Below are 19,022 nucleotides of genomic sequence, written 5' to 3'. Positions count from 1 at the left end.
TCGATTGGTCCGTAACGATCTCGAAACTAGAAGGTTCGGCCCTGTGTCACAAGCTCTTTTTGCTACGCAAGGACCGAAACCGTCAGTTTAGGAAAGTTTTACCGTCTCACCTTGTCGGGCTGGCTTGTCAGGCCGCCGGATCCGCATCCGGGCGCCCACTCGGCGCGTGGATTTCAGCGCTCGACGCCTCTCTTCGGAACCACAACGCACGGGTGATGCCCGCCAAGTCGTCTTTCGTTGCGGCCAGAACAAGGCCGTTGCGGGAAAAAATCTCGCATACCTCGCTTGCCTGGCCCTGACCGATCTCCAGCACGACGTGCCCGGGCCGCCGCAGGACCCGGAGCGCCTGGTCCGCCAGGGCCCGGTAGGCGTCGAGACCGTCCGATCCGCCGTCGAGGGCCAGATGCGGATCGAAATCGCGAACCTCGCGCGACAGACCGGCAATATCGCCGCTGGGGATATAAGGCGGGTTCGACACGACGAGGTCGAGCGGCGCGGCGACGGCGCTGAGATAGTCGCTGGCGACGGCGTGGAATCGCGCCGCGACGCCCGCCGCTTCCGCATTGCCGCGGGCGGTAACGAGCGCCCCCGGCGATAGGTCGACGGCGACGACCCGCAGCGCCGGATAGAGCGCCAGCAGCGAGACCGCGATGGCGCCCGTGCCGGTACCGACATCCGCCAGGAGGCAGGCGCCGCGCTCGGCAAAAACCGCCTCGATCGGCGCCCGGCAAAGCTCGACCAGGGCCTCGGTGTCCGCGCGCGGCTCGAGCGTCTCCGCCGACATCGCGAAATCATGCGCGTAGAAGGCGCGCCGGCCGAGAATGCGGTGCACCGGCTCGCCTTGCAGACGCCGCGCCGTCATGGCGCCGAGCCGCGCCGTCGCGGTCGGGTCGACCGCCTCCCCCGCGCGCAGGATCAGCCCGCCGGCCTCGCAGCCGAGTACCGCGGCGAGCATCAGCCGCGCATCGGCCTCGGGACTGTCCACGCCCGCTCCCCGCAGCGTGGCGCGCAGTGCGGCCAGCACCGAGGCGACCGTCTCCGCGGGTGTGTCTGTCGCCGGTGAAATGGTCAGGCCTCGCCGCCGACGCTGGCCAGAAGCCGCGCCTGGTGATCGGCGATCAGCGCCCCGACCAGTTCGTCGAGATCGCCCTCCATCACCTTGTCGAGCTTGTAGAGCGTCAGGTTGATGCGGTGATCCGTCACCCGCCCCTGCGGGAAATTGTAGGTGCGGATGCGCTCGGAACGGTCGCCCGAACCGACCTGGCTGCGGCGCGCCTCGGAGCGTTCGTCGTCGGCGCGCTCGCGCTCCATGTCGTAGAGCCGGGCGCGCAGCACCTGCATGGCGCGGGCGCGGTTCTGGTGCTGCGACTTCTCGGCCGAGACGACCATGATGCCGGTCGGCAGATGGGTGATGCGCACGGCCGAGTCCGTCGTGTTGACGTGCTGGCCGCCGGAGCCGGAGGCGCGCATGGTATCGATGCGGATGTCCTCGGGCCGGATCTCGACGTCGATGTCCTCGGCCTCGGGCAGCACCGCCACCGTCGCCGCGGAAGTGTGGATGCGCCCGCCCGATTCCGTCGCCGGCACCCGCTGCACCCGGTGCACGCCCGATTCGAATTTCAGCTTGGAGAAGACGCCTTTGCCGTTGATCGAGGCGATGACTTCCTTGTAGCCGCCGACCTCGCCCTCGCTCGCCGACAGGACCTCGACCTTCCAGCCGTTCACCTCGGCATAGCGCTGGTACATGCGGAAGAGATCGCCGGCGAAGAGGCCTGCCTCCGAGCCGCCGGTGCCGGCGCGGATTTCGAGGATGGCGCTCTTTTCGTCGGCGGCGTCCTTCGGCAGCAGGAGAAGCTGGATCTCCTCGGTCAGGGCCGCGTCCTGCGCGCGCAGGTCCGCGACCTCCGCCGTGGCGAGATCGCGCATTTCCCGGTCGGCGCCGGAATCGTCCATCATCGCGCGCATATCGCGCAACTCGTCCTGGATACGGCGATGGCGTTGGATCGCGGCGACGATCGGTTCGAGCCCGGCATATTCGGAAGCCAGCGCGGCAAAGCTGTCGCGGTCTCCGCCCTTGGCCATCTCGGCCTCGATGTAGGAAAAGCGTCGGACGATCTCGTTCATCGTGTCGGAAGGCAGCGTCGCCATGGAATCCTGGAATCTCTGAAGGTCTGGGTGCCGTCGCGTCGGCGGCGAACGACGTGGTCGCCGCGTCGCGTCGGGACGATGGGCGCTTGAGCCTCGCTAATGCGGGATGGAATGCGCCACGGCAAAATCCGTCAGCAGCTGGCGCATCGTGCCCTGGCGTCGCGGATCGGCCATATGCTCGGCCATCAAGCGCTCCAGCTTCGCCAGTTCCAGCTCGATCATCATCGCCTTCACCGGGCCGATCGCCGAGGGCGTCATCGAGATGGAGCGGAAGCCGAGGCCCATCAGGGCCATGGCCGCCAGCGGCTTGCCGGCCATCTCGCCGCACAGGCTCACCTCGACGCCGTTGCGCGTGCCGGCGTCCAGAATGCTCTTCAGCGCCGAGAGAAAGGGCGGCGACAGGTCGTCGAAGCGGCCGGCCATGCGGGCATTGCCGCGATCGACGGCGGAGAAGAACTGGAACAGGTCGTTCGAGCCGATCGAGACGAAGTCGACCAGCGCCATCAGCTCGTCGAGCTGGAACAGCAGCGAGGGCACCTCGATCATGGCGCCGAGCTTCAGCTGGCGCGGCATGAGGTGGCCGAACTTGGTGAGGTGGCTGAGCTCGCGGGCGATGAGATCGCGCGCCCGGTGCAGTTCGGAAAGCTCCGTCACCATCGGAAACATGATGCGCAGCTCCCGCCCGCGCGCCGCCTTGAGGAGCGCGCGCAGCTGCGTGCGCATCAGGCCGGGACGGTCGAGCGCGAGCCGGATGGCACGGTAGCCGAGCGCCGGGTTCTCCTCGGCCGACTGGTGGAGATAGGGAAGGAGCTTGTCGCCGCCGATGTCGAGCGTGCGGAAGGTCACCGGCTTGTCGCCGGCCGCGTCGATCACCGCGGAATAGAGGCGCTCCTGCTCGCTCGCCTTCGGCATCGACGAGGCGATCATGAACTGCAGCTCGGTGCGGAACAGGCCGATGCCGGCCGCGCCGGAATCGACGAGCTGCGGCAGGTCGACGAGGAGGCCGGCATTCATGAGAAGATTGACCGCGACGCCGTCGCGCGTCTCGGCCGGCACGTCGCGCAGAGCGCGGTACTGTTCCTGCCGCTTGGCGCGGAACTGCACCTTTTCCACGAACACCGCCTCGACCTCGGGCGAGGGGCGCAGGTGCACCCCGCCATCGGCGCCGTCGACGATGATCGCGTCGCGGTTCTCCGACATCGACACCACGCCCTTGGCCTGGCCGACGACGGGAAGGCCGAGCGCCCGGGCGACGATGACGACGTGGCTGGTGGCCGTCCCCTCTTCTAGGATCAGGCCGCGGATCTTGTCGCGGCGATAGTCGAGAAGCTCGGCCGCGCCCATCGAGCGGGCGACGATGATGGCGTCGGACGGCTCGTCGTCGCCCTCGCCGATCTCGGTGCGGCCCATCAGCTGGCGCAGCAGCCGGTTGGCGAGGTCGTCGAAATCGTGCAGCCGCTCGCGGATATAGGGATCGGTCATGTGCATCATGCGCGCGCGCATGTCGCTCTGCACCTTCTCGACCGCCGCCTCGGCGGTCAGGCCGTTGCGCACCGCCTCTTCCAGCCGCCGGACCCAGCCGCGGTCGTGCGCGAACATGCGGTAGGCCTCGAGCACGGCACGATGCTCACCCTCGGCGGCGATGTCGCGCCGCGACAGCATATCCTCGATCGAGATGCGCAGGAACTGCAGCGACTGCTCGAGCCGCGTGATCTCGGCGTCGACATCCTCGTTGAAGAGGTTGGTCACCACCACCCGCGGCTCGTGCAGGACGACATGGCCAAGGCCGATGCCGTCGGCGAGGGCGACGCCGTTGAAGGAGACCGGACGCGACAGGTCGAGCACGACGCCGGGGCGCGACAGGCCCTCGAGGCTGCCGGCGGCGATCATCTCGGCGACGACCATGGCGACCGTCTCGAGCGCCTCGACCTCCTCCTCGCGGTAGACGCGCTTGGCGCGGTTCTGCACGTCGAGAACGCCGAGGGTGCGGCCGGCCCGGAGGATCGGCACGCCGAGAAAGGCGTTGAACGGCTCTTCACCGGTGCCGGGGATAAAGGTGAAGGCCGGGTGCTTCTGCGCTTCCGACAGGTTCAGCGAGCGCGCGGTGGCGGCAATCGTGCCGACGAGGCCCTCGCCGAGCTTCAGCTGGGCCAGGTGCACGGAACCCGGGTTCAGGCCCTCGGTGGCGTAGAGCTCCAGCACGGCGTCGGCGCGCAGCACATAGATCGAGCAGACCTCGGCGACCATGTTCTGGGCGATCTGGCGCACGATTTCGTCCAGACGCGCCTGCGGCTGCAGGGGCTCGGCCATGAGCTCCCGGATCTTGCGCATGAGCACGCGGGGACCGGACGAATCGCTTCTGATCAAGGTCGTCTTCCAAAGGGCGGCAGAGAGCCACCGCCGTCGGCCACGAGGAAACGACCGCCCGGCGCGCCCGGACGATCCAAGGTTGTGGTCTGCGGCAGACCCGTCACCCGGTCAAGCTTTGTCGAGACCGTAGACCGAATGCAAGCTGCGCACCGCCAGTTCCGAGAACTCGCCGTCGATCAGGATCGAGATCTTGATCTCCGAGGTGGTGATGGCGCGGATGTTGATCCCGCGCTTGGCCAGCGCCTTGAAGGCCGTGGCTGCGACGCCGGTGTGGCTGCGCATGCCGACGCCGATGACCGAGACCTTGGTCAGGCCGAGCTCGCTCTGGATGACGTCGAAACGCATCTCCGGCTTGGCCTTTTCCAGGATTGCCGTCGCCTTCGGCAGATCGCTCGCCGGCACCGTAAATGTCATGTCGGTGCGGGTGCCGTCCTCGGAAATGTTCTGGACGATCATGTCGACATTGACGCCGGCGTCGGCCAGCGGCCCGAAGATGGCCGCGGCGACGCCCGGCTGGTCCTCGACCCGCCGCAGCGAGATCTGCGCCTCGTCCTTGGCATAGGCGATGCCGGTCACGACCTGCTGTTCCACGATTTCATCCTCGTCGCAAATGAGTGTTCCCGGCGGATTCAGGAGATCCCCCATGCCCGGCGCGTCCGGATCCTCGAAGGAGGAGCGCACGAACAGCCGGACCTTGTGCACCATGGCCAGTTCGACCGAACGGACCTGCAATACCTTGGCCCCGAGCGAGGCCATTTCCAGCATCTCCTCGAAGGAAATCTTCGCCATGCGCCGCGCCTTCGGCTCGATGCGCGGGTCGGTGGTATAGACGCCGTCGACATCGGTGTAGATGTCGCAGCGGTCGGCCTTGATCGCCGCGGCGATCGCCACCGCGGAGGTGTCCGAGCCGCCGCGGCCGAGCGTGGCGATGCGGTTGTCCGGCGCGATGCCCTGGAAGCCGGCAACGACAGCGACCTGGCCTTCGGCGAAGCGGCGGACGATTTCCTCGCCCTCGATCTCCTGGATGCGCGCGGCGCCGTGCGCACCGTCGGTGCGGATGGCGATCTGCCAGCCCATCCAGGACCGGGCGTTGACGCCCATGCCCTGCAGCGTGATGGCCAGAAGCCCCGCGGTGACCTGCTCGCCACTGGCGACGACCGCGTCATATTCGCGCGCGTCGTGCATCGGCGAGGCCGCCCGGCACCATTCGACGAGTTCGTTGGTCTTGCCGGACATGGCCGAGACGACGACGGCGACCTGGTGACCGGCGTCCACTTCGCGTTTGACGTGGCGCGCGACGTTCCGGATTCGGTCGATGTCGGCGACAGAAGTGCCGCCGAATTTGAGAACGAGACGCGCCATGAATAATGCTAGCCCGGACGGCGGGCGTGAAGCCACCCGCGGTGTGTCGAAAAGGAAGCTGGCGGAAACGCCATAGTCTTCCGCAGCGCGCCGGAGTTAGCCGAAATGCGCGGACACTGCAAGAAAGCCGGTCGCAACGCCCCTGCGGCGCGGCTTCGCCTCGCATCCTGTCTTGGCGTCGACGGCGCTTTTGTATATACGAACGTCAACCAGTTCGGACGAGGTGGATGTGCTTGCTGGATTCGATTGGGATGCAGGCAACTGGCCCAAATGCGGCAAGCATGGCGTGTCGCGTGCAGAGATCGAAGCGCTGTTCGGCCGCCAGCCATACGTCTTGCCTGATCGCACGCAAAGCGACGAGACCCGCTACAATGCGATCGGCGAAACGGACAGCGGTCGCTGTGTCTTTATCGTCTTCGCCATTCGGCAGGATCGCATCCGCCCGATCTCGGCTCGCTTCATGCATGAAAAGGAACGGCGAAACTATGAGCGACAAAAGAACCTTAAAGCCGTTCCCAACCCACCGGAGCGATGAGGAGGCAGAGGAATTCGTCGCGACGGCGGATCTGTCGGAATACGACTTCTCCGGCTTCAAGCCGATGCGGTTCGAGTTCGAGAAGAAGGCCGCCCAGTTGAACATGCGAATCCCGCAGGGCCTCCTCGACGCCGTCAAATCGAAGGCGGAGGCCAGGGGCATGCCCTTTACCCGCTACATCCGGATGCTGATGGAGGAGGACGTATCGAGACCGTGAACCCCGTCGCGTCGTTCCCTCGCTTGACTTTCGCCCCCTGGGGCGAACATGCGGAGGGTGAAGACAGCGATGGCGGGACCGGGATCATGAGCGAAGCGCGGCAGACGACGATCGACGCCTCGGAAGTCGAGCGCTTTTCGCGCCTGGCGGCCGAATGGTGGAACCCGGCGGGAAAGTTCAAGCCTCTGCACAAGTTCAACCCGGTGCGGCTCACCTATATCCGCGAGCAGCTCGGCATGAACTTCGGACGCGAAACGCAAGGCATGCGCCCGTTCGAGGGTCTCAGCCTTCTCGACATCGGCTGCGGCGGCGGGCTGATCGCCGAGCCGATGGCGCGACTCGGGGCCTCCGTCGTCGGCGCCGACGCGTCGGCGACCAATATCGAGGTGGCCAAGATCCACGCCGCGCAGAGCGGGCTCGCCATCGATTACCGCGCGACGACGGCCGAGGCGATCGCCGAGGGCGGCGAAACCTTCGACGTCGTGCTGGCGCTCGAAGTCGTCGAGCATGTCTCCGACGTGCCGTTTTTCCTCACCACCTGCGCCCATCTGGTGAAGCCGGGCGGGCTCCTCCTCGTCTCCACCATCAACCGCACGATGAAGGCCATGGGCCTTGCCATCATCGGGGCGGAATACGTGCTGGGCTGGCTGCCCAAGGGCACGCATCAGTATGACAAGCTGGTGCGTCCGGAGGAGATCCGCGCGCCGGTGGAGGGGGCGGGCCTGTCGGTGATCGACGAGACCGGCGTCGTCTATCACCCGCTCGCCGATGCCTGGCGCCGATCGAGCGACATCAGCGTCAACTACATGGTCCTCGCCCGCCGCAACTGATCGCCCCGACGACGCGGATCGGCCATCGTGCCGCGCTCGCGACGATTGCTTCCGATCTTGCTCATGTTTATATCGAAGGTGACGGGCACGCAGTGCAGGCGCCCTTGCGGGCGACGGGAGTTCATATGGCAACAGCGCTGAAGAACCAGTCGACCGTGGTGGCTTTTCCGGCCTGCCCTGCGGCCGCGGTCGCCCGCAGCTTCGTGCCGACGACGGCCGAGCGCATCGATCTCGACCGACTGCGCTGGCTCGCGCTGCGCAGCCTGATCGCGCCCAAGCCCGATCTCGAGCGTGCCTGCTTTCTCCTTTCCGGCGAGCCGGACGTCTCACTCTCCCGCTTTTCCGTCGCCTTCTTCCGTGGTCTCGCCGACAAGGCGCGGCGCGAAATGGTGTTCTACCGGCCGGGCACGAAGACCGTCAGCGACGACGAGATCTGGCTCCTGCGCCTTGCCGCGGCCTGCCGCGCCGGCGACGACAGCGGCGCGCGCGCCCTCATCGCCTGGCGCGTACAGCCGGACGGCCAGCGTTGGCTGCGGTTTCTCGCCGCCGGCATGGTGCGGATGCTGGGCACCACCGACTAACCATCGCGCGGAACCGCGACCCGTCAGGAACCCTTCTACCTTTGATCCGCCCCGTGGATATCGCGGCTGGACCGCCGCCAGTTTAGAATGATTCAAAACAGGGTTGCCATTGCCGGGCCGACCGCCTAGTTTGGAATTATTCCAGGAATAGACGCCGGCGCGACCGGCCAAAGGAGAGACCGATGGGACTGACCGCCGCCAAGATCGAGCCGAGCGCCAAGCAGGAACTCGTCGAGGGCCTGACCCAGGCGCTGGCCGAGACCTCCGTCGAGACGATGAAGGCGCAGAATTTTCACTGGAACGTCACCGGCATGTCCTTCGGGCCGCTGCACGAGCTGTTCCAGAAGATGTACGAGGATCATTTCGAGGGACAGGATCTGCTCGCCGAGCGGATCAAGCAGTTCGACATGCATGCCGAAGGCCGCTACTCTGTCTACCTCGCCCGCAGCGCGGTGAAGGAGCATGACGGCCACGCCGACGCCAAGGAAATGATCGCCGCCCTCCTCGCCGACCAGGAGCAGATCTCCACGACGCTCTCGGCTCTCTGCGAGATCGCCGACCAGCACGGCGATTGGGCGACCAACGACCTCGCCACCGCCCGCATCGAGGCGCATGACAAGTTCGCCTGGATGCTGCGCGCCCACCTGAAGTAGGCGCCGCGTCCCATCCGTTCTGCAAGCGGCCCTGCCAGGGATGGCGGGGCCGCTTTCGTTTGGGCATATCGCGGCACCGGCCGGATTCCCCCGGGCCGAAGAGCAGCGCCCCGTTTCGCCCGCCCGGATGCCGACGCGTCGCGGCTGTCGAAAAGAGCCCTCGCGGGTCGGCCGCGGCAAACGCGAGCCGTACGATTGCGAGGCCGAAAGCAGGTCCGGAACCGCAGCAGGACGCGTCCTCCGCCGGTCCATCCCGCCAGATGGACGGCGGAACAGCCTTTTTGTCGAAAAGCGGGTATAGCTACGGGTTATTGCGCCCAGTCGCCCGTCGGTCGCTACAAGAGCGCGGCACTTGTCCCCTCAACGAGCCATCTCTTCTGGCGAGCCGTTCGTAGCCGGCTGCGGTGACCTGGCACATTTGCCCGGTCGCGGGGTGGCTGCATTTTGGAGAGTTCATGACCACGACAGCCGAGACGCTGAAGCCCCTTCTGTGGGAATCGAAGAACCTCGTGCGCGCCATCCAGGCGGCCGGCGTCACCCTGTGGTCGTGGAACGTGGACACCGACGCGCTGGCGATGGACGACCTGGCCTACGATCTGTGGGGTATTCCGCACGGCATCGACGTCACCTTCGAGGATCTGTCCGACCACATTCATCCTGCCGACCGGGACCGGGTCCGCGCCGCCTTCACCGCGACGCGGGCGATCGTCGGGGCTTTCGAGATCGACTTCCGGATCATGATCGGCGACGAGCTCAAGTGGATATCCGCCCGCGGACAGGGCGACGATGCCGGCATGGTCCGGCGGCTCATGTTCGGCATCTTCATCGACGTCACCGGACGCAAGCAGGCCGAGGAAGGTCGCGAACTCCTGGCCGGTGAGATGAGCCACCGCGTCAAGAATCTCCTGGCGATCGCCTCCGGCCTCACCGCCATCACCTCGCGCTCGACCAAAACCACGACCGACATGGCGCGCGATCTCACGCTGAGGCTGACGGCCCTGGGTCGCGCGCATGATCTGGTGCGTCCCGTGCCCGCGCAGACCAGGGCCCCCTCGGCCCTGCTCGGGGATCTGCTCACGGTCCTTCTCGCCCCCTATGACGATCTCGGCGCCTTCAGTGGTCGCATCCGGGTCTCCGTTCCGCGGATGAGCGTCGGGGACGCGGCGACGACAATTCTCGCGCTGATCGTTCACGAACTGGCGACGAACTCGCTGAAATACGGGGCTCTCTCCGTCGATACCGGCACCCTCGACGTGTCCTGCTCCGCCCAGGACAAGGCGGTGACGGTCGTCTGGACGGAAAACGGCGGCCCGAAGGTCACCGCACCCGTGGGCAAGGGCGGCTACGGAAGCAAGCTCGTCGAGCGCAGCGTGAACGGCCACCTGCAGGGCTCGATCCACTACAACTGGGCCGAAACCGGCCTCGTGGTGACCCTAAAGGTCTCGCCCGGGCGTCTGGCGATCTGAGGCCTGGATCAGCCCCGTTGACAGGCCGCCATCTCCCCGACGGCGGCGGCCGCGCAGCGACCCGCATGGCTCGGCTCCTTAAACCTCGTCGTCCTCGGCGATCGGACACGGCACACCCTCGATCGCGCATTTCCGCTGATAGGCCATCACCCAGAAGGCGGGATTGCGCGTCGAGTCCGCCAGCCGCCCCATCAGCGTCTCGATGAATTCCTTCTTCGCCGCGCCGCTGCCGTTGCGCGGAAAGGACTGCTTTTCTTCCTTGGTCATCGCGCAGCCGACGCAGCGGCCCTGGCGCTTGTATTTGCACACGTCGACGCAGGGGCTCGGCGCGTCGGCCCAGAGGTCGAGTTCGGTGTCGGACATGGGCATTTCCTCAGGCGTTACGCAGCAAGGCAGGCTCGGGCGACAGTCGTGCCGGGCTCGGCAGGGACGCTGCTTCTTCTCCCCGGCGGGGAGTAGGTTGCGGCAGCGGGATGAGGGGGCGGCGCAGCCGCGCGCCGCGTGACGACTGTGATCTGGACACTCACTCCGACCGCCTCGGGCGCTCCCCTCATCGGCCTGCCGGCCACTTCTCCCCAGAGGGGCGAAGAAGGCGCGGTGCCGTTGCGGCTTGCCTTCAAGTTCCGCGGTTCCAGAACGCTCAGCGAACCGCAGACCCCGATCTAGGCAGCCCGATCCGCTTTTTCCAGCTTGTCGAGCGGACAGGGGGCGTCCTTGCGGTCGCATTTGCGGCGGTACATGCGCGTCCAGTAGCCGAGCTTGCCCATCGCCGCGAGCCGCTGCTCCAGCATCACGAAGAAGGCCTGCTTCTTCGATTTCTTGGACAGGCGCTTGAAGGACTTCTTCTCGGGCTTGGTCATGGCGCAGCCGACGCAGCGGCCGGCATCGCGGAACTTGCACACGTCGATGCAGGGGGACGGCGCCTTCGCCCAGGTCTTGGCCAATCGAAACACTCCGGGAAATTTTGGGCAACGCCGACGACAGCGGCGGGAGATCGGTGGGCGCCAGCCGCGCGGGCGAGCCTAGTTCTTGTCTTCCGGCAGCGGCGGCATCGGCAGGACGGCGATGCCCTCCTCGACGAGGCCCTTCACCTCCGGCGGCGAGGCCTCGCCGTAGATCTGCCGCGCCGGCGTCTCGCCATAGTGGATGCGGCGCGCCTCCTCGGCAAAGCCCGGGCCGACATAGTCGGCCCTGGCGCGGGCCTCGCGTGCCATCTGCTGCAGCGCCGTCATCATCTTCGCCGCGTCCTCGGGTCCGGTCTCGCGCCGCGTGCCGCTCACCGCCGGCCGCATCAGCGCCTTGTCGACCGACGTCGTGCCGCAAACCGGGCAGCCGACGAGATGGCGCGCGTTCTGCGTCTCGAAATCCTCGCTGGAACGGAACCAGGCGTCGAAGGAATGTCCCGCGGGCTCGCACCGCAGGGCGAAGGTGATCACTCGGCGGCCTCGCTGGAGGCGACGGCCGCGACGGTGAAGTCGCGGGCATTGCGCAGGTTCGGGATCTTCTGGCGCGCCTCGGCCACCGCGGCGGTATCGATGGTCGCCAGCGCCACGCCGGGCGCATCGCCGTCGACCTCGGCCAGGATCCGGCCCCAGGGGTCGATGATGATGGAATGGCCATAGGTCTCGCGGCCGTCCGCGTGCACGCCGCCCTGCGCGGCGGCGACGACGAAGGCGCCGTTCTCGATCGCCCGGGCGCGCAGGAGCACGTGCCAGTGCGCTTCGCCGGTCTGGCGGGTGAAGGCGGCGGGCGCCGTCAGCACCTCGGCGCCCGCCAGCGCCTCGGCGCGGAAAAGCTGGGGAAAGCGCATGTCGTAGCAGACGGCAAAGCCGAGCCGGGCGGCGCCGCCGGCCATGGCCAGATCAGCGACGGCAGCATTGCCGCCCGGGCGATAGGTGGCCGACTCGCGCCAGCTCTCGCCATTGTCGAGATCGACATCGAACATGTGAATCTTGTCGTAGGTCGCCTGAAGGCTGCCATCGGGGCGAAACAGAAAGGCCCGGTTGGCGACCATGCCGCCCTCGACGGCGACGGCGACCGAACCGACATGCAGATGGATGGCGTGGCGGCGGGCGAGTTCGGCGGCCGTGCGCACGATCACGTCCTCGGGACCGACCTTCAGCTTGGCCATCAGCCCCGCCTTGTCGCGCTGCACCATGCCGGTCATTTCAGGGCTCTGCACATAGGTGGCGCCGCCGGCCACCGCCTTTTCGACGAGGGCAGCGAAGTCTTTAGCATTGGCATCGGGATCGACGCCGGAACGCATCTGCAGGACGGCGGCGGTGAAGACGGCCATGTCGGTTCCTCTAGGGGCCGATCCGGAGAAGCGCGCGCCGGGCCTCTCCAGGGATCATGCGATAACGAAAGACCGGGCGACCGAGGCTGAGCGCCCTAGCTGCGCCCGGCGCTGCCGGGTCAGGCGGCGAGCAGCGGATCGAGCTTGCCGGCGCGCTCCAGCGCATAGAGATCGTCGCAGCCCCCGACATGGGTCTCGCCGACGAAAATCTGCGGAAAGGTCGCGCCGCCCTTGGACCGCTCGATCATCTCCCGGCGCAGTTCCGGCGAATGGCTGGCGTCCTTTTCCTCGAAGGCGACGCCCTTCTTGTCCAGGAGTTGCTTGGCCCGGGCGCAGTAGCCGCAGAACTGCCGGGTATAGATGGTGACGTCGCTCATGTCATGGTCCTGATGCCTGCTGTCCCTCCGATATGGACGCCTCATTCTTCCGCCGCAACCCCGGCAAAGGTCAAGACGTCGACATCGCCGGCCCCGGCCCGTTTCAGGGCCCGGCTGGCCGCGCCGACGGTGGCGCCGGTGGTGAAGACGTCGTCGACGAGGAGGACGCGCTTGCCGAGGACGGCGGCACGACGCTCCGGCCGCACCGTGAAGGCGCCGCGCACATTGTCCTCCCGCTGCCGGCGACCGAGACCGACCTGGCTGCGCGTCGCCTTCACCCGCACCAAGGCCAGTGGCTCGTAGGCCAGAACCCGCCCCCGCGCCGCCGCGTCGCCCGAAAGGCGGCGCGCCAGTTCCGCCGACTGGTTGAAGCGCCGCCACCAAAGGCGCCGATGATGCAGCGGCACGGGGACGATGATGTCAGCCGCCGCCAGCAATTCTTGCCCGGCGCGCCCCATCCAGGCCGCCATGGCTGGCACCAGATCGGTGCGATCCCCATATTTCAGCGAGGCGACGAGACGGGCGGCCAGGCCGTCATAGATCACCACCGAGCGGTGGCGAGCAAAGGAAGGCGGGTCGGCGATCGCCTGGGGCGACACGGCCCCCTCCCCCGGATCATAGGCGAAGGGCAGGCCGAGGATCGCGCAATAGGGCGGCTCGATGAACCGGAGACGGGTCCAGCACGCGCCGCACAGGGCATCCGGGCTGCCGACCGCCGAAGCGCAGCCGGCGCAGACCGGCGGGAACAGCAGCTGTCCGACCGAGCGCGCCAGAAGACCGGCAGCGTGCTGCAGCGACAGATCCATGCCCGCCTCCGGAAAATGCCGAAAGGGCGAGGATAGACGCGCCAAAATCGGTTACAAGCCGGGGAAGACCCGAGAAAGCGGAAAGTTTCATGAGCGCCACCCCTCTGTTCGATCGGGCTCTGCTCGACCGCCGCCGCCAGCGCGTCGCCCTCGACCCGGCGGCGGCGTCGGCGCGCTTCCTGCTGGCGAATGTGGCGCTGGAACTGGCCGAGCGGCTGTCGCTGGTCGAGCGGCAGTTCGCCCTCGGCATCGATCTCGCCAGCCATTCCCCTGATATGGCGGACCTGCTGCGCCAGAGCGGCAAGATCGACATGCTGGTGCGGGTGGAGCGCCTCTCCGCTCTGGTCGGCGAAGGTCTGGCGATCGTCGCCGACGAGGAAGCCCTGCCACTGCGCGACGGCGCCGCCGATCTCGTCGTCTCCGCCCTGTCGCTGCATCTCACCAACGACACGCCGGGCGTCCTGATCCAGGCGGCGCGCGCCCTGCGGCCGGACGGCCTGTTCCTGGCGGCGCTGCTCGGCGGCGAGACGCTGACCGAGCTGCGCACGTCGCTGCTGGAAGCCGAGGCGGAGATTCGCGGCGGTGTGTCGCCGCGGGTTCCGCCCTTCGTCGACATCCGCGATGCCGGGGCGCTGCTGCAGCGCGCGGGGCTCGCTTTGCCGGTGACCGATCAGGACCGGCTCACCGTGCGCTATGATTCCATGTTCGGCCTGATGCGCGATCTCCGGGCCATGGGCATGGCCAACATGCTGACCGCCCGAAGCAGGGTGCCGACGCCGCGCCGGCTGTTCCTGCGTGCCGCCGAGATCTATCAGGAACGTTTTGCCGATTCCGACGGGCGCGTGCGCGCCACCTTCGACATCGTCTACCTCTCGGGCTGGAAGCCGCACGAGAGCCAGCAGAAGCCGCTGAAGCCCGGCAGCGCCAAGGCGAGTCTCAGTGCCGCCCTGGCCGATCGCTCTTAGGAGGCCGTGCGCGGGAGCGATCCCGTCCGGCAAAACCCGCTGCGGCAAACAAAGGTCTGGCGTTTGAGGGTGACTCGGTCGATCGCGCGAAACGCCGGACCCGTGCGGCAGGCTGGACTGCCGGCTCAGCAGGCGCCGCGCTGCGTCCCGTCCGGGAAGAGCAGGCAGGGACCCTTGCTCGGATCGGTGAGCACGCTGCGCCGCGACACATAGCTCTGGCGGTTGGTCGTGCCGTTCGACCCGGTGGTGATCGGGTCCAGTTCCCTGGCGCGCTCCGCCGCCACGCGCTGCTTGGCCTGTTGATCGGCGGTCGGCACCACGATCATCGCCAGCGCGACGGCGATCGAACCGAACAGAAGGGTGGCGCGAAACAAACCGCTGCGCGCTTCCACGAGCGTGTCGGACACTCCCGACTTCTGGCTGACGTCATTCACGGGACACCTCCTTGCGAGTCGGCGGACCCGGCCGCCGTCACATCATTCCTGTGCCCCGAGAATGCCGTTCGACCGGTGAAAATTGCCTTAAACTGTCCGCTCTCCCTTCAGGAAGGATTAGTACATAAGGCAGTCTATCAGCTCACTGCGCCAGGCCGTCGCCGGGCTGGAACAGGCCTAGAGAAGGTCGACGAGGAAGGGAATGATCGGCGCATCGGCCGGCGGCATGGGATAGTCGCGCAGCGATTTCGGCCGCACCCATTTCAGCCGCTGCCCCTCGCGCGGGGTGGCGATGCCCTCGAACCGCCGGCAGACATAGAGCGGCATCAGCAGGTGAAAGTCCTGATAGGCATGGCTCACGAAGGTGAGCGGCGCCAGACATGCCGCCTGCGTGACGATGCCGAGCTCTTCCTGCAGTTCCCGGATCAGCGACACTTCCGGCGTCTCGCCCGGCTCCACCTTGCCACCGGGAAACTCCCACAGGCCGGCCATCGACTTGCCTTCCGGGCGCTCGGCGATGAGCACCCGGCCGTCGGCATCGACCAGCGCGCAGGCGACGACGAGAACCAGACCACTTGCCGACATGCTGAATACTTTCTGAACGGCGAGCCCGCGCCGGGCGGGTCGCAATGCCGCGTCTCGATCGATCAGGCCGGCGGGGCGCGGTAGACGTAGCGGTAAGCCTCGGTGAAACCCAGCTTGCGGTACATGGCCAGCCCGGCCGCATTGTCCGCCTCGACCTGCAGCCAGCCGGTCCGGGCGCCGTTCGCCAGCGCATGCGCCAGCGCCGCGGTGACGATGCCGCGACCGATCCCGCGCTGGCGGCTGCCGCTGGCCACGGCGACGTCGAGAACGCCGGCGAGGTCGTTGTCGCGGATTGCCAGGCCCACCGCGATCGGCCGCGCGGCCTCCTCCAAAAGGAACAGCGTCGAGGGCGGCCGGATCGATTCCAGGATCTCCGTCAGCCCCTCGCGCAGTTCGGCCGGCCGCTCGTGCACGACGAGGCTCGCCTCGATGTAGCGACCGATATCCTCGATCTGCATCGGGTCGGGCGCGCTTTCGCGGTCGAGACGGGGAAGGTCGAGACTGGCCAGATCGGCGGTGAAGACAATGGATTCGCCGAAGGATGACCAGCTGAGATCGTCGAGGTGCCGGACGAGGTGCTGCGGCGCCAGCGGCGACTGGCGAAACAGCAGCGGCCGGCCGAAACCCGCAAAGCGCGCAGCGGCGCGCTCGACGCGCGCGGGGATGTCGAGATGGTCGGACGGGTCGAGCGGATTGACCGAGTTCAGGCGCTTGGCCGGAAAGCCGGCCGTCAGCCGCACCGCCCAGGTGCCGTCGAACTCCGTCTGGCTCGCCGGCCAGGCGCGAAATCCCGCGGCCTCGAGGCGCCGAACGACGGCCAGGCGCGTCATGCTCTCAGCTTCGATAGTCGCCATTGATCTCGACATATTCCTTGGTGAGGTCGCAGCTGTAGACCGTCCAGCGCCCCGTCCCGAGCCCGAGCGCCACGTAGATCGGGACTTCGGGCCGCTGCATCACGGCCGCGGCGGCGGCCTCGCTGTAATCGGGGTCGCGTTCGCCGTTCAGCGCCACGCGCACGTCGCCGAAGGAGATGGTCAGCCGGTCGCGGTCGGCCGGCTCGCCGGCCTTGCCGACGGCCATGACGACACGGCCCCAGTTGGCGTCCTCGCCGGCGACGGCGGTCTTGACCAGCGGCGAGTTGGCGATCGACAGCGCGATGGCCTTGGCCGAGGCGTCGCTGACGGCGCCCTCCACCGTCACCTGGATTTCGTGCCGCGCCCCCTCGCCGTCGCGCGCCACCTGGCGGGCGAGATCGAGCAGCATGTCGGCGAGCGCGGCGCGGAAGTCCTCGAGCCTGACATCGGCGATGTCGGTGATCTCCGGGCAGCCGCGGGCTGCGGCAGCGCCGGTCGCGACCAGGAGCAGCGTGTCGGAGGTCGAGGTGTCACTGTCGACGGTCACCGAATTGAAGCTCGGCTCGACCGCGGCCGACAGCATGGCCTGCAAGGTCGCGGCTGGCAGCGGCGCGTCGGTGGCGAGAAACGAGAGCATGGTCGCCATATCCGGCGCGATCATGCCGGCGCCCTTGGCGATGCCGTTCAGCGTGACGGTGACGCCGTCGATCGCGACCGCCCGCGTGGCGAGCTTGGGATAGGTATCGGTGGTCATGATGGCGTCGGCCGCGTCGCGCCAACGCTCGCCGGTCGCGTCCTCTGCCATGCCCGCGAGCAGGTGGCTGAACTTGGCCGCATCGAGCGGCTCGCCGATCACCCCGGTCGAGGCGAGGAAGACCTCGCCCGAGCGGCATCCCACCGCCTCGGCAGCGGCGACCGCCGTCATCGCCGTGGTTTCGCGCCCGCGCCGTCCGGTGAAGGCGTTGGCATTGCCGGAATTGACGACGATCGCGCGGACGCTGCCGCCCTTCAGGTTGGCCCGGCAGAAATCGACCGGCGCGGAGGGGCATTTTGAACGGGTGAAGACACCGGCAATGCTGGCGGGTGTGTCGAGCACCATCATCAGGACGTCGGTCCGGCCCTTGTACTTGATGCCGGCTGCCGCCGTCGCGATGCGCAGGCCCTCGATCGCCGGCAATGTCGCATAGTCGGTCGGTGCCAGCGGCGAGACGCTTGCGCTCATGGAAATCCCCATCCCCGTGCTTGATCGAAAAAAAGGGGCGCGCCGTTGCCGGCACGCCCGTCGGTGAGGGCCTCGGCCCGGTTACTGCGCGGGCGCGGTGGCCGGCGCGGCGTCGGCCGGTGCAGCTTCCGCCGGCGCTCCGCCCTCGACCGGCGTGGCGGCCGCCTTTTCCATGGCCTCGACGGCGGTCTTCATCGCCGGATCGACATAGACGACCTTCTGCTCCTCGCGGGCCTTCTGCACCAGCGCCATGTACTTCTCGCGCATGATGACCTGGCGGATCTGTTCCTTCACCGCGTCGAAGGCCGGCTGCTGCTGCGGCCGCTTTTCGGTCACCTGGATGATGTGCCAGCCGAACTGGGTCTCCACCGGCTGCTTGGTGTAGGTGCCGACCTCGAGCGCGTAGGCCGCGGTCTCGAACGGCGGCACCATCTGGCCGGGGCCGAAGAAGCCGAGATCGCCGCCTTCGGGACCGGAGGGGCCGGCGGACTGCTCGGCCGCGAGCTTCATGAAGTCGGCGCCGTCGTCGAGCTTCTTGATGATCGCCTCGGCCTCTTCCTTGGTCTTCACCAGGATGTGGCGGGCATGCAGTTCCTCGACCGGCTTGATCTTGGCGACTTCGGCGTCGTAGCGGGCCTGCAGCTCGGCATCGGTGATCCCGTCGACGCCCTGCTTCTGGAAGTAGGCATTGTGCAAAGCGCGGTCGCGCAGGAAGGCGATGCGGGCCTCGACCACCTTGTCCTTGGCGATCCCGGCCTTCTCGGCCTCGAGCGCCAGCGACTTGATGTCGATCAGCGCCGAGAGCACGGCGAGCTTGCGCTGCTCGGGCGGCAGCTTGCCGAACTGCTCGCCGAGATCGGCGGCGGCGAGGTCGAGATCGCCCGCCGTGATCGGCTGATCGCCGACCTTGGCGACGACATCGCTGTCGGCCGCGAGCGTCGGCGCGGCCAGCGCGATCAGCGAAAAGCCGGTGGCGGCGAGCAGGCGCTTGATGGTCTGTGTCATGATGATTCCTCGGATCACTTCGGGGCAGGACTTCGGCACCGGGGCCGGAGCCTTCCTGAAAACGTGGTCTTGAAAGTCTTTGCTTTACGGTCTTTTGAGGGCCAGACAGGCCCCGCTTGCGGCGTTGACATCGCTTTGCCCCCCTCTTATCTCTCTCGCGTCGTCAAAGTCCAGCCGCGCCCCCTTGCCGCGACACAGCAAAAGGGGACGGGCCTCATGCCAGCGCGATACGCAAGCCTCTGAACCTGCTTAGCATTTCTTTTTGGCAAGCCGGCATGGCGGCTGCGTCCCGTGTTGGGTCGGGGCGAGGGCCGGA

Annotated in this window: 22 protein-coding genes; 7 read left to right on the top strand and 15 right to left on the bottom strand. The window is 67.6% G+C overall.

What is annotated here, in order from left to right; translation table 11 throughout:
• Positions 1-127: 127 nt before the first annotated feature.
• The 4 genes from prmC to IEX88_RS19890 form a co-directional block, all read right to left on the bottom strand.
• Entirely contained in the window at positions 128-1,024 is an 897-nt protein-coding gene (gene prmC / locus IEX88_RS19905; protein WP_188854082.1) for a peptide chain release factor N(5)-glutamine methyltransferase, read from the bottom strand.
• A gap of 44 nt (positions 1,025-1,068) precedes the next feature.
• Positions 1,069-2,148: a peptide chain release factor 1 gene (prfA, locus tag IEX88_RS19900; RefSeq protein ID WP_188854080.1), complete on the bottom strand. Its 1,080-nt coding sequence runs from the start codon at positions 2,146-2,148 to the stop codon at positions 1,069-1,071.
• Between the two features lie 96 nt (positions 2,149-2,244).
• Positions 2,245-4,512 carry a phosphoenolpyruvate--protein phosphotransferase gene (gene ptsP, locus IEX88_RS19895; protein ID WP_188854140.1) on the bottom strand — a complete coding sequence of 756 codons (2,268 nt, stop codon included), beginning with the start codon at positions 4,510-4,512 and terminating at the stop codon, positions 2,245-2,247.
• Between the two features lie 114 nt (positions 4,513-4,626).
• Complete coding sequence (locus tag IEX88_RS19890; RefSeq protein WP_188854078.1) at positions 4,627-5,880, bottom strand: aspartate kinase; 1,254 nt, start codon at positions 5,878-5,880, stop codon at positions 4,627-4,629.
• 223 nt (positions 5,881-6,103) lie between these two features.
• Between IEX88_RS19890 and IEX88_RS19885 the strand changes: the two genes are divergently transcribed.
• The 6 genes from IEX88_RS19885 to IEX88_RS19860 all read left to right on the top strand — a co-directional run bounded on the left by IEX88_RS19885 (position 6,104) and on the right by IEX88_RS19860 (position 10,162).
• Positions 6,104-6,415, top strand: a complete 312-nt coding sequence (locus IEX88_RS19885) for a BrnT family toxin (protein WP_188854138.1) — start codon at positions 6,104-6,106, stop codon at positions 6,413-6,415.
• Positions 6,366-6,632 (top strand): CopG family antitoxin, encoded by a 267-nt coding sequence (locus IEX88_RS19880; RefSeq protein WP_188854076.1) that lies wholly within the window; start codon positions 6,366-6,368, stop codon positions 6,630-6,632. The genes IEX88_RS19885 and IEX88_RS19880 overlap by 50 nt, the downstream gene beginning before the upstream one ends.
• An 86-nt stretch (positions 6,633-6,718) precedes the next feature.
• A complete protein-coding gene (gene ubiG, locus IEX88_RS19875) occupies positions 6,719-7,462 on the top strand; it encodes a bifunctional 2-polyprenyl-6-hydroxyphenol methylase/3-demethylubiquinol 3-O-methyltransferase UbiG (RefSeq protein ID WP_188854074.1) in 744 nt (247 codons plus the stop codon).
• 125 nt (positions 7,463-7,587) lie between these two features.
• Positions 7,588-8,043, top strand: coding sequence for a hypothetical protein (locus IEX88_RS19870; RefSeq protein ID WP_188854072.1), 456 nt, complete (start codon positions 7,588-7,590; stop codon positions 8,041-8,043).
• A 182-nt stretch (positions 8,044-8,225) separates the two neighbouring features.
• Positions 8,226-8,696, top strand: a complete 471-nt coding sequence (locus IEX88_RS19865) for a Dps family protein (protein ID WP_188854070.1) — start codon at positions 8,226-8,228, stop codon at positions 8,694-8,696.
• A gap of 455 nt (positions 8,697-9,151) precedes the next feature.
• Complete coding sequence (locus IEX88_RS19860; RefSeq protein ID WP_188854068.1) at positions 9,152-10,162, top strand: sensor histidine kinase; 1,011 nt, start codon at positions 9,152-9,154, stop codon at positions 10,160-10,162.
• 78 nt (positions 10,163-10,240) lie between these two features.
• Here the strand turns inward: IEX88_RS19860 and IEX88_RS19855 are convergent, their stop codons facing one another.
• The 6 genes from IEX88_RS19855 to IEX88_RS19830 form a co-directional block, all read right to left on the bottom strand.
• Complete coding sequence (locus IEX88_RS19855) at positions 10,241-10,525, bottom strand: DUF1289 domain-containing protein (protein ID WP_188854066.1); 285 nt, start codon at positions 10,523-10,525, stop codon at positions 10,241-10,243.
• Positions 10,526-10,824: 299 nt separating this feature from the next.
• A complete protein-coding gene (locus tag IEX88_RS19850) occupies positions 10,825-11,115 on the bottom strand; it encodes a DUF1289 domain-containing protein (protein ID WP_373289627.1) in 291 nt (96 codons plus the stop codon).
• A 69-nt stretch (positions 11,116-11,184) separates the two neighbouring features.
• On the bottom strand, positions 11,185-11,598 hold the full coding sequence (locus IEX88_RS19845) for a DUF1178 family protein (protein ID WP_188854062.1): 414 nt from the start codon (positions 11,596-11,598) through the stop codon (positions 11,185-11,187).
• Positions 11,595-12,458, bottom strand: a complete 864-nt coding sequence (locus IEX88_RS19840; protein WP_188854060.1) for a carbon-nitrogen hydrolase family protein — start codon at positions 12,456-12,458, stop codon at positions 11,595-11,597. Before IEX88_RS19840 ends, IEX88_RS19845 begins: the two co-directional genes overlap by 4 nt.
• Before the next feature lie 119 nt (positions 12,459-12,577).
• Positions 12,578-12,835, bottom strand: a complete 258-nt coding sequence (gene grxC, locus IEX88_RS19835) for a glutaredoxin 3 (RefSeq protein ID WP_188854058.1) — start codon at positions 12,833-12,835, stop codon at positions 12,578-12,580.
• Positions 12,836-12,876: 41 nt separating this feature from the next.
• A complete protein-coding gene (locus IEX88_RS19830) occupies positions 12,877-13,641 on the bottom strand; it encodes a ComF family protein (protein ID WP_188854056.1) in 765 nt (254 codons plus the stop codon).
• Between the two features lie 89 nt (positions 13,642-13,730).
• Between IEX88_RS19830 and IEX88_RS19825 the strand changes: the two genes are divergently transcribed.
• A complete protein-coding gene (locus IEX88_RS19825; RefSeq protein WP_188854054.1) occupies positions 13,731-14,606 on the top strand; it encodes a class I SAM-dependent methyltransferase in 876 nt (291 codons plus the stop codon).
• Between the two features lie 125 nt (positions 14,607-14,731).
• Here IEX88_RS19825 and IEX88_RS19820 read toward each other — a convergent pair whose 3' ends face one another.
• The 5 genes from IEX88_RS19820 to IEX88_RS19800 form a co-directional block, all read right to left on the bottom strand.
• A complete protein-coding gene (locus IEX88_RS19820) occupies positions 14,732-15,013 on the bottom strand; it encodes a hypothetical protein (RefSeq protein ID WP_188854052.1) in 282 nt (93 codons plus the stop codon).
• 204 nt (positions 15,014-15,217) lie between these two features.
• A complete protein-coding gene (locus tag IEX88_RS19815) occupies positions 15,218-15,625 on the bottom strand; it encodes a (deoxy)nucleoside triphosphate pyrophosphohydrolase (RefSeq protein WP_188854050.1) in 408 nt (135 codons plus the stop codon).
• A gap of 62 nt (positions 15,626-15,687) precedes the next feature.
• Positions 15,688-16,455 (bottom strand): GNAT family N-acetyltransferase, encoded by a 768-nt coding sequence (locus tag IEX88_RS19810; protein WP_244640376.1) that lies wholly within the window; start codon positions 16,453-16,455, stop codon positions 15,688-15,690.
• 4 nt (positions 16,456-16,459) lie between these two features.
• Positions 16,460-17,701, bottom strand: coding sequence for a bifunctional glutamate N-acetyltransferase/amino-acid acetyltransferase ArgJ (argJ, locus tag IEX88_RS19805; protein WP_188854046.1), 1,242 nt, complete (start codon positions 17,699-17,701; stop codon positions 16,460-16,462).
• A gap of 81 nt (positions 17,702-17,782) precedes the next feature.
• Entirely contained in the window at positions 17,783-18,706 is a 924-nt protein-coding gene (locus tag IEX88_RS19800; protein ID WP_188854044.1) for a peptidylprolyl isomerase, read from the bottom strand.
• Positions 18,707-19,022 lie beyond the last annotated feature (316 nt).

The organism is Aureimonas glaciei, from assembly GCF_014643375.1.
Lineage (GTDB): Bacteria > Pseudomonadota > Alphaproteobacteria > Rhizobiales > Rhizobiaceae > Plantimonas > Plantimonas glaciei.
The sequence above is the reverse complement of the archived record's forward strand: the minus strand, read 5'-3'. Positions and strand labels throughout refer to the sequence as shown.

What these genes read in the sequence shown, in the direction of transcription:
- prfA (WP_188854080.1), bottom strand. Translation starts at nt 2,148, where the DNA reads ATGGCGACGCTGCCTTCCGACACGATGAACGAGATCGTCCGACGCTTT.
- IEX88_RS19890 (WP_188854078.1), bottom strand. Translation starts at nt 5,880, where the DNA reads ATGGCGCGTCTCGTTCTCAAATTCGGCGGCACTTCTGTCGCCGACATC.
- IEX88_RS19880 (WP_188854076.1), top strand. Translation starts at nt 6,366, where the DNA reads ATGAGCGACAAAAGAACCTTAAAGCCGTTCCCAACCCACCGGAGCGAT.
- ubiG (WP_188854074.1), top strand. Translation starts at nt 6,719, where the DNA reads ATGAGCGAAGCGCGGCAGACGACGATCGACGCCTCGGAAGTCGAGCGC.
- IEX88_RS19870 (WP_188854072.1), top strand. Translation starts at nt 7,588, where the DNA reads ATGGCAACAGCGCTGAAGAACCAGTCGACCGTGGTGGCTTTTCCGGCC.
- IEX88_RS19865 (WP_188854070.1), top strand. Translation starts at nt 8,226, where the DNA reads ATGGGACTGACCGCCGCCAAGATCGAGCCGAGCGCCAAGCAGGAACTC.
- IEX88_RS19860 (WP_188854068.1), top strand. Translation starts at nt 9,152, where the DNA reads ATGACCACGACAGCCGAGACGCTGAAGCCCCTTCTGTGGGAATCGAAG.
- IEX88_RS19855 (WP_188854066.1), bottom strand. Translation starts at nt 10,525, where the DNA reads ATGTCCGACACCGAACTCGACCTCTGGGCCGACGCGCCGAGCCCCTGC.
- IEX88_RS19840 (WP_188854060.1), bottom strand. Translation starts at nt 12,458, where the DNA reads ATGGCCGTCTTCACCGCCGCCGTCCTGCAGATGCGTTCCGGCGTCGAT.
- grxC (WP_188854058.1), bottom strand. Translation starts at nt 12,835, where the DNA reads ATGAGCGACGTCACCATCTATACCCGGCAGTTCTGCGGCTACTGCGCC.
- IEX88_RS19830 (WP_188854056.1), bottom strand. Translation starts at nt 13,641, where the DNA reads ATGGATCTGTCGCTGCAGCACGCTGCCGGTCTTCTGGCGCGCTCGGTC.
- IEX88_RS19825 (WP_188854054.1), top strand. Translation starts at nt 13,731, where the DNA reads ATGAGCGCCACCCCTCTGTTCGATCGGGCTCTGCTCGACCGCCGCCGC.
- IEX88_RS19815 (WP_188854050.1), bottom strand. Translation starts at nt 15,625, where the DNA reads ATGTCGGCAAGTGGTCTGGTTCTCGTCGTCGCCTGCGCGCTGGTCGAT.
- IEX88_RS19810 (WP_244640376.1), bottom strand. Translation starts at nt 16,455, where the DNA reads ATGACGCGCCTGGCCGTCGTTCGGCGCCTCGAGGCCGCGGGATTTCGC.
- argJ (WP_188854046.1), bottom strand. Translation starts at nt 17,701, where the DNA reads ATGAGCGCAAGCGTCTCGCCGCTGGCACCGACCGACTATGCGACATTG.
- IEX88_RS19800 (WP_188854044.1), bottom strand. Translation starts at nt 18,706, where the DNA reads ATGACACAGACCATCAAGCGCCTGCTCGCCGCCACCGGCTTTTCGCTG.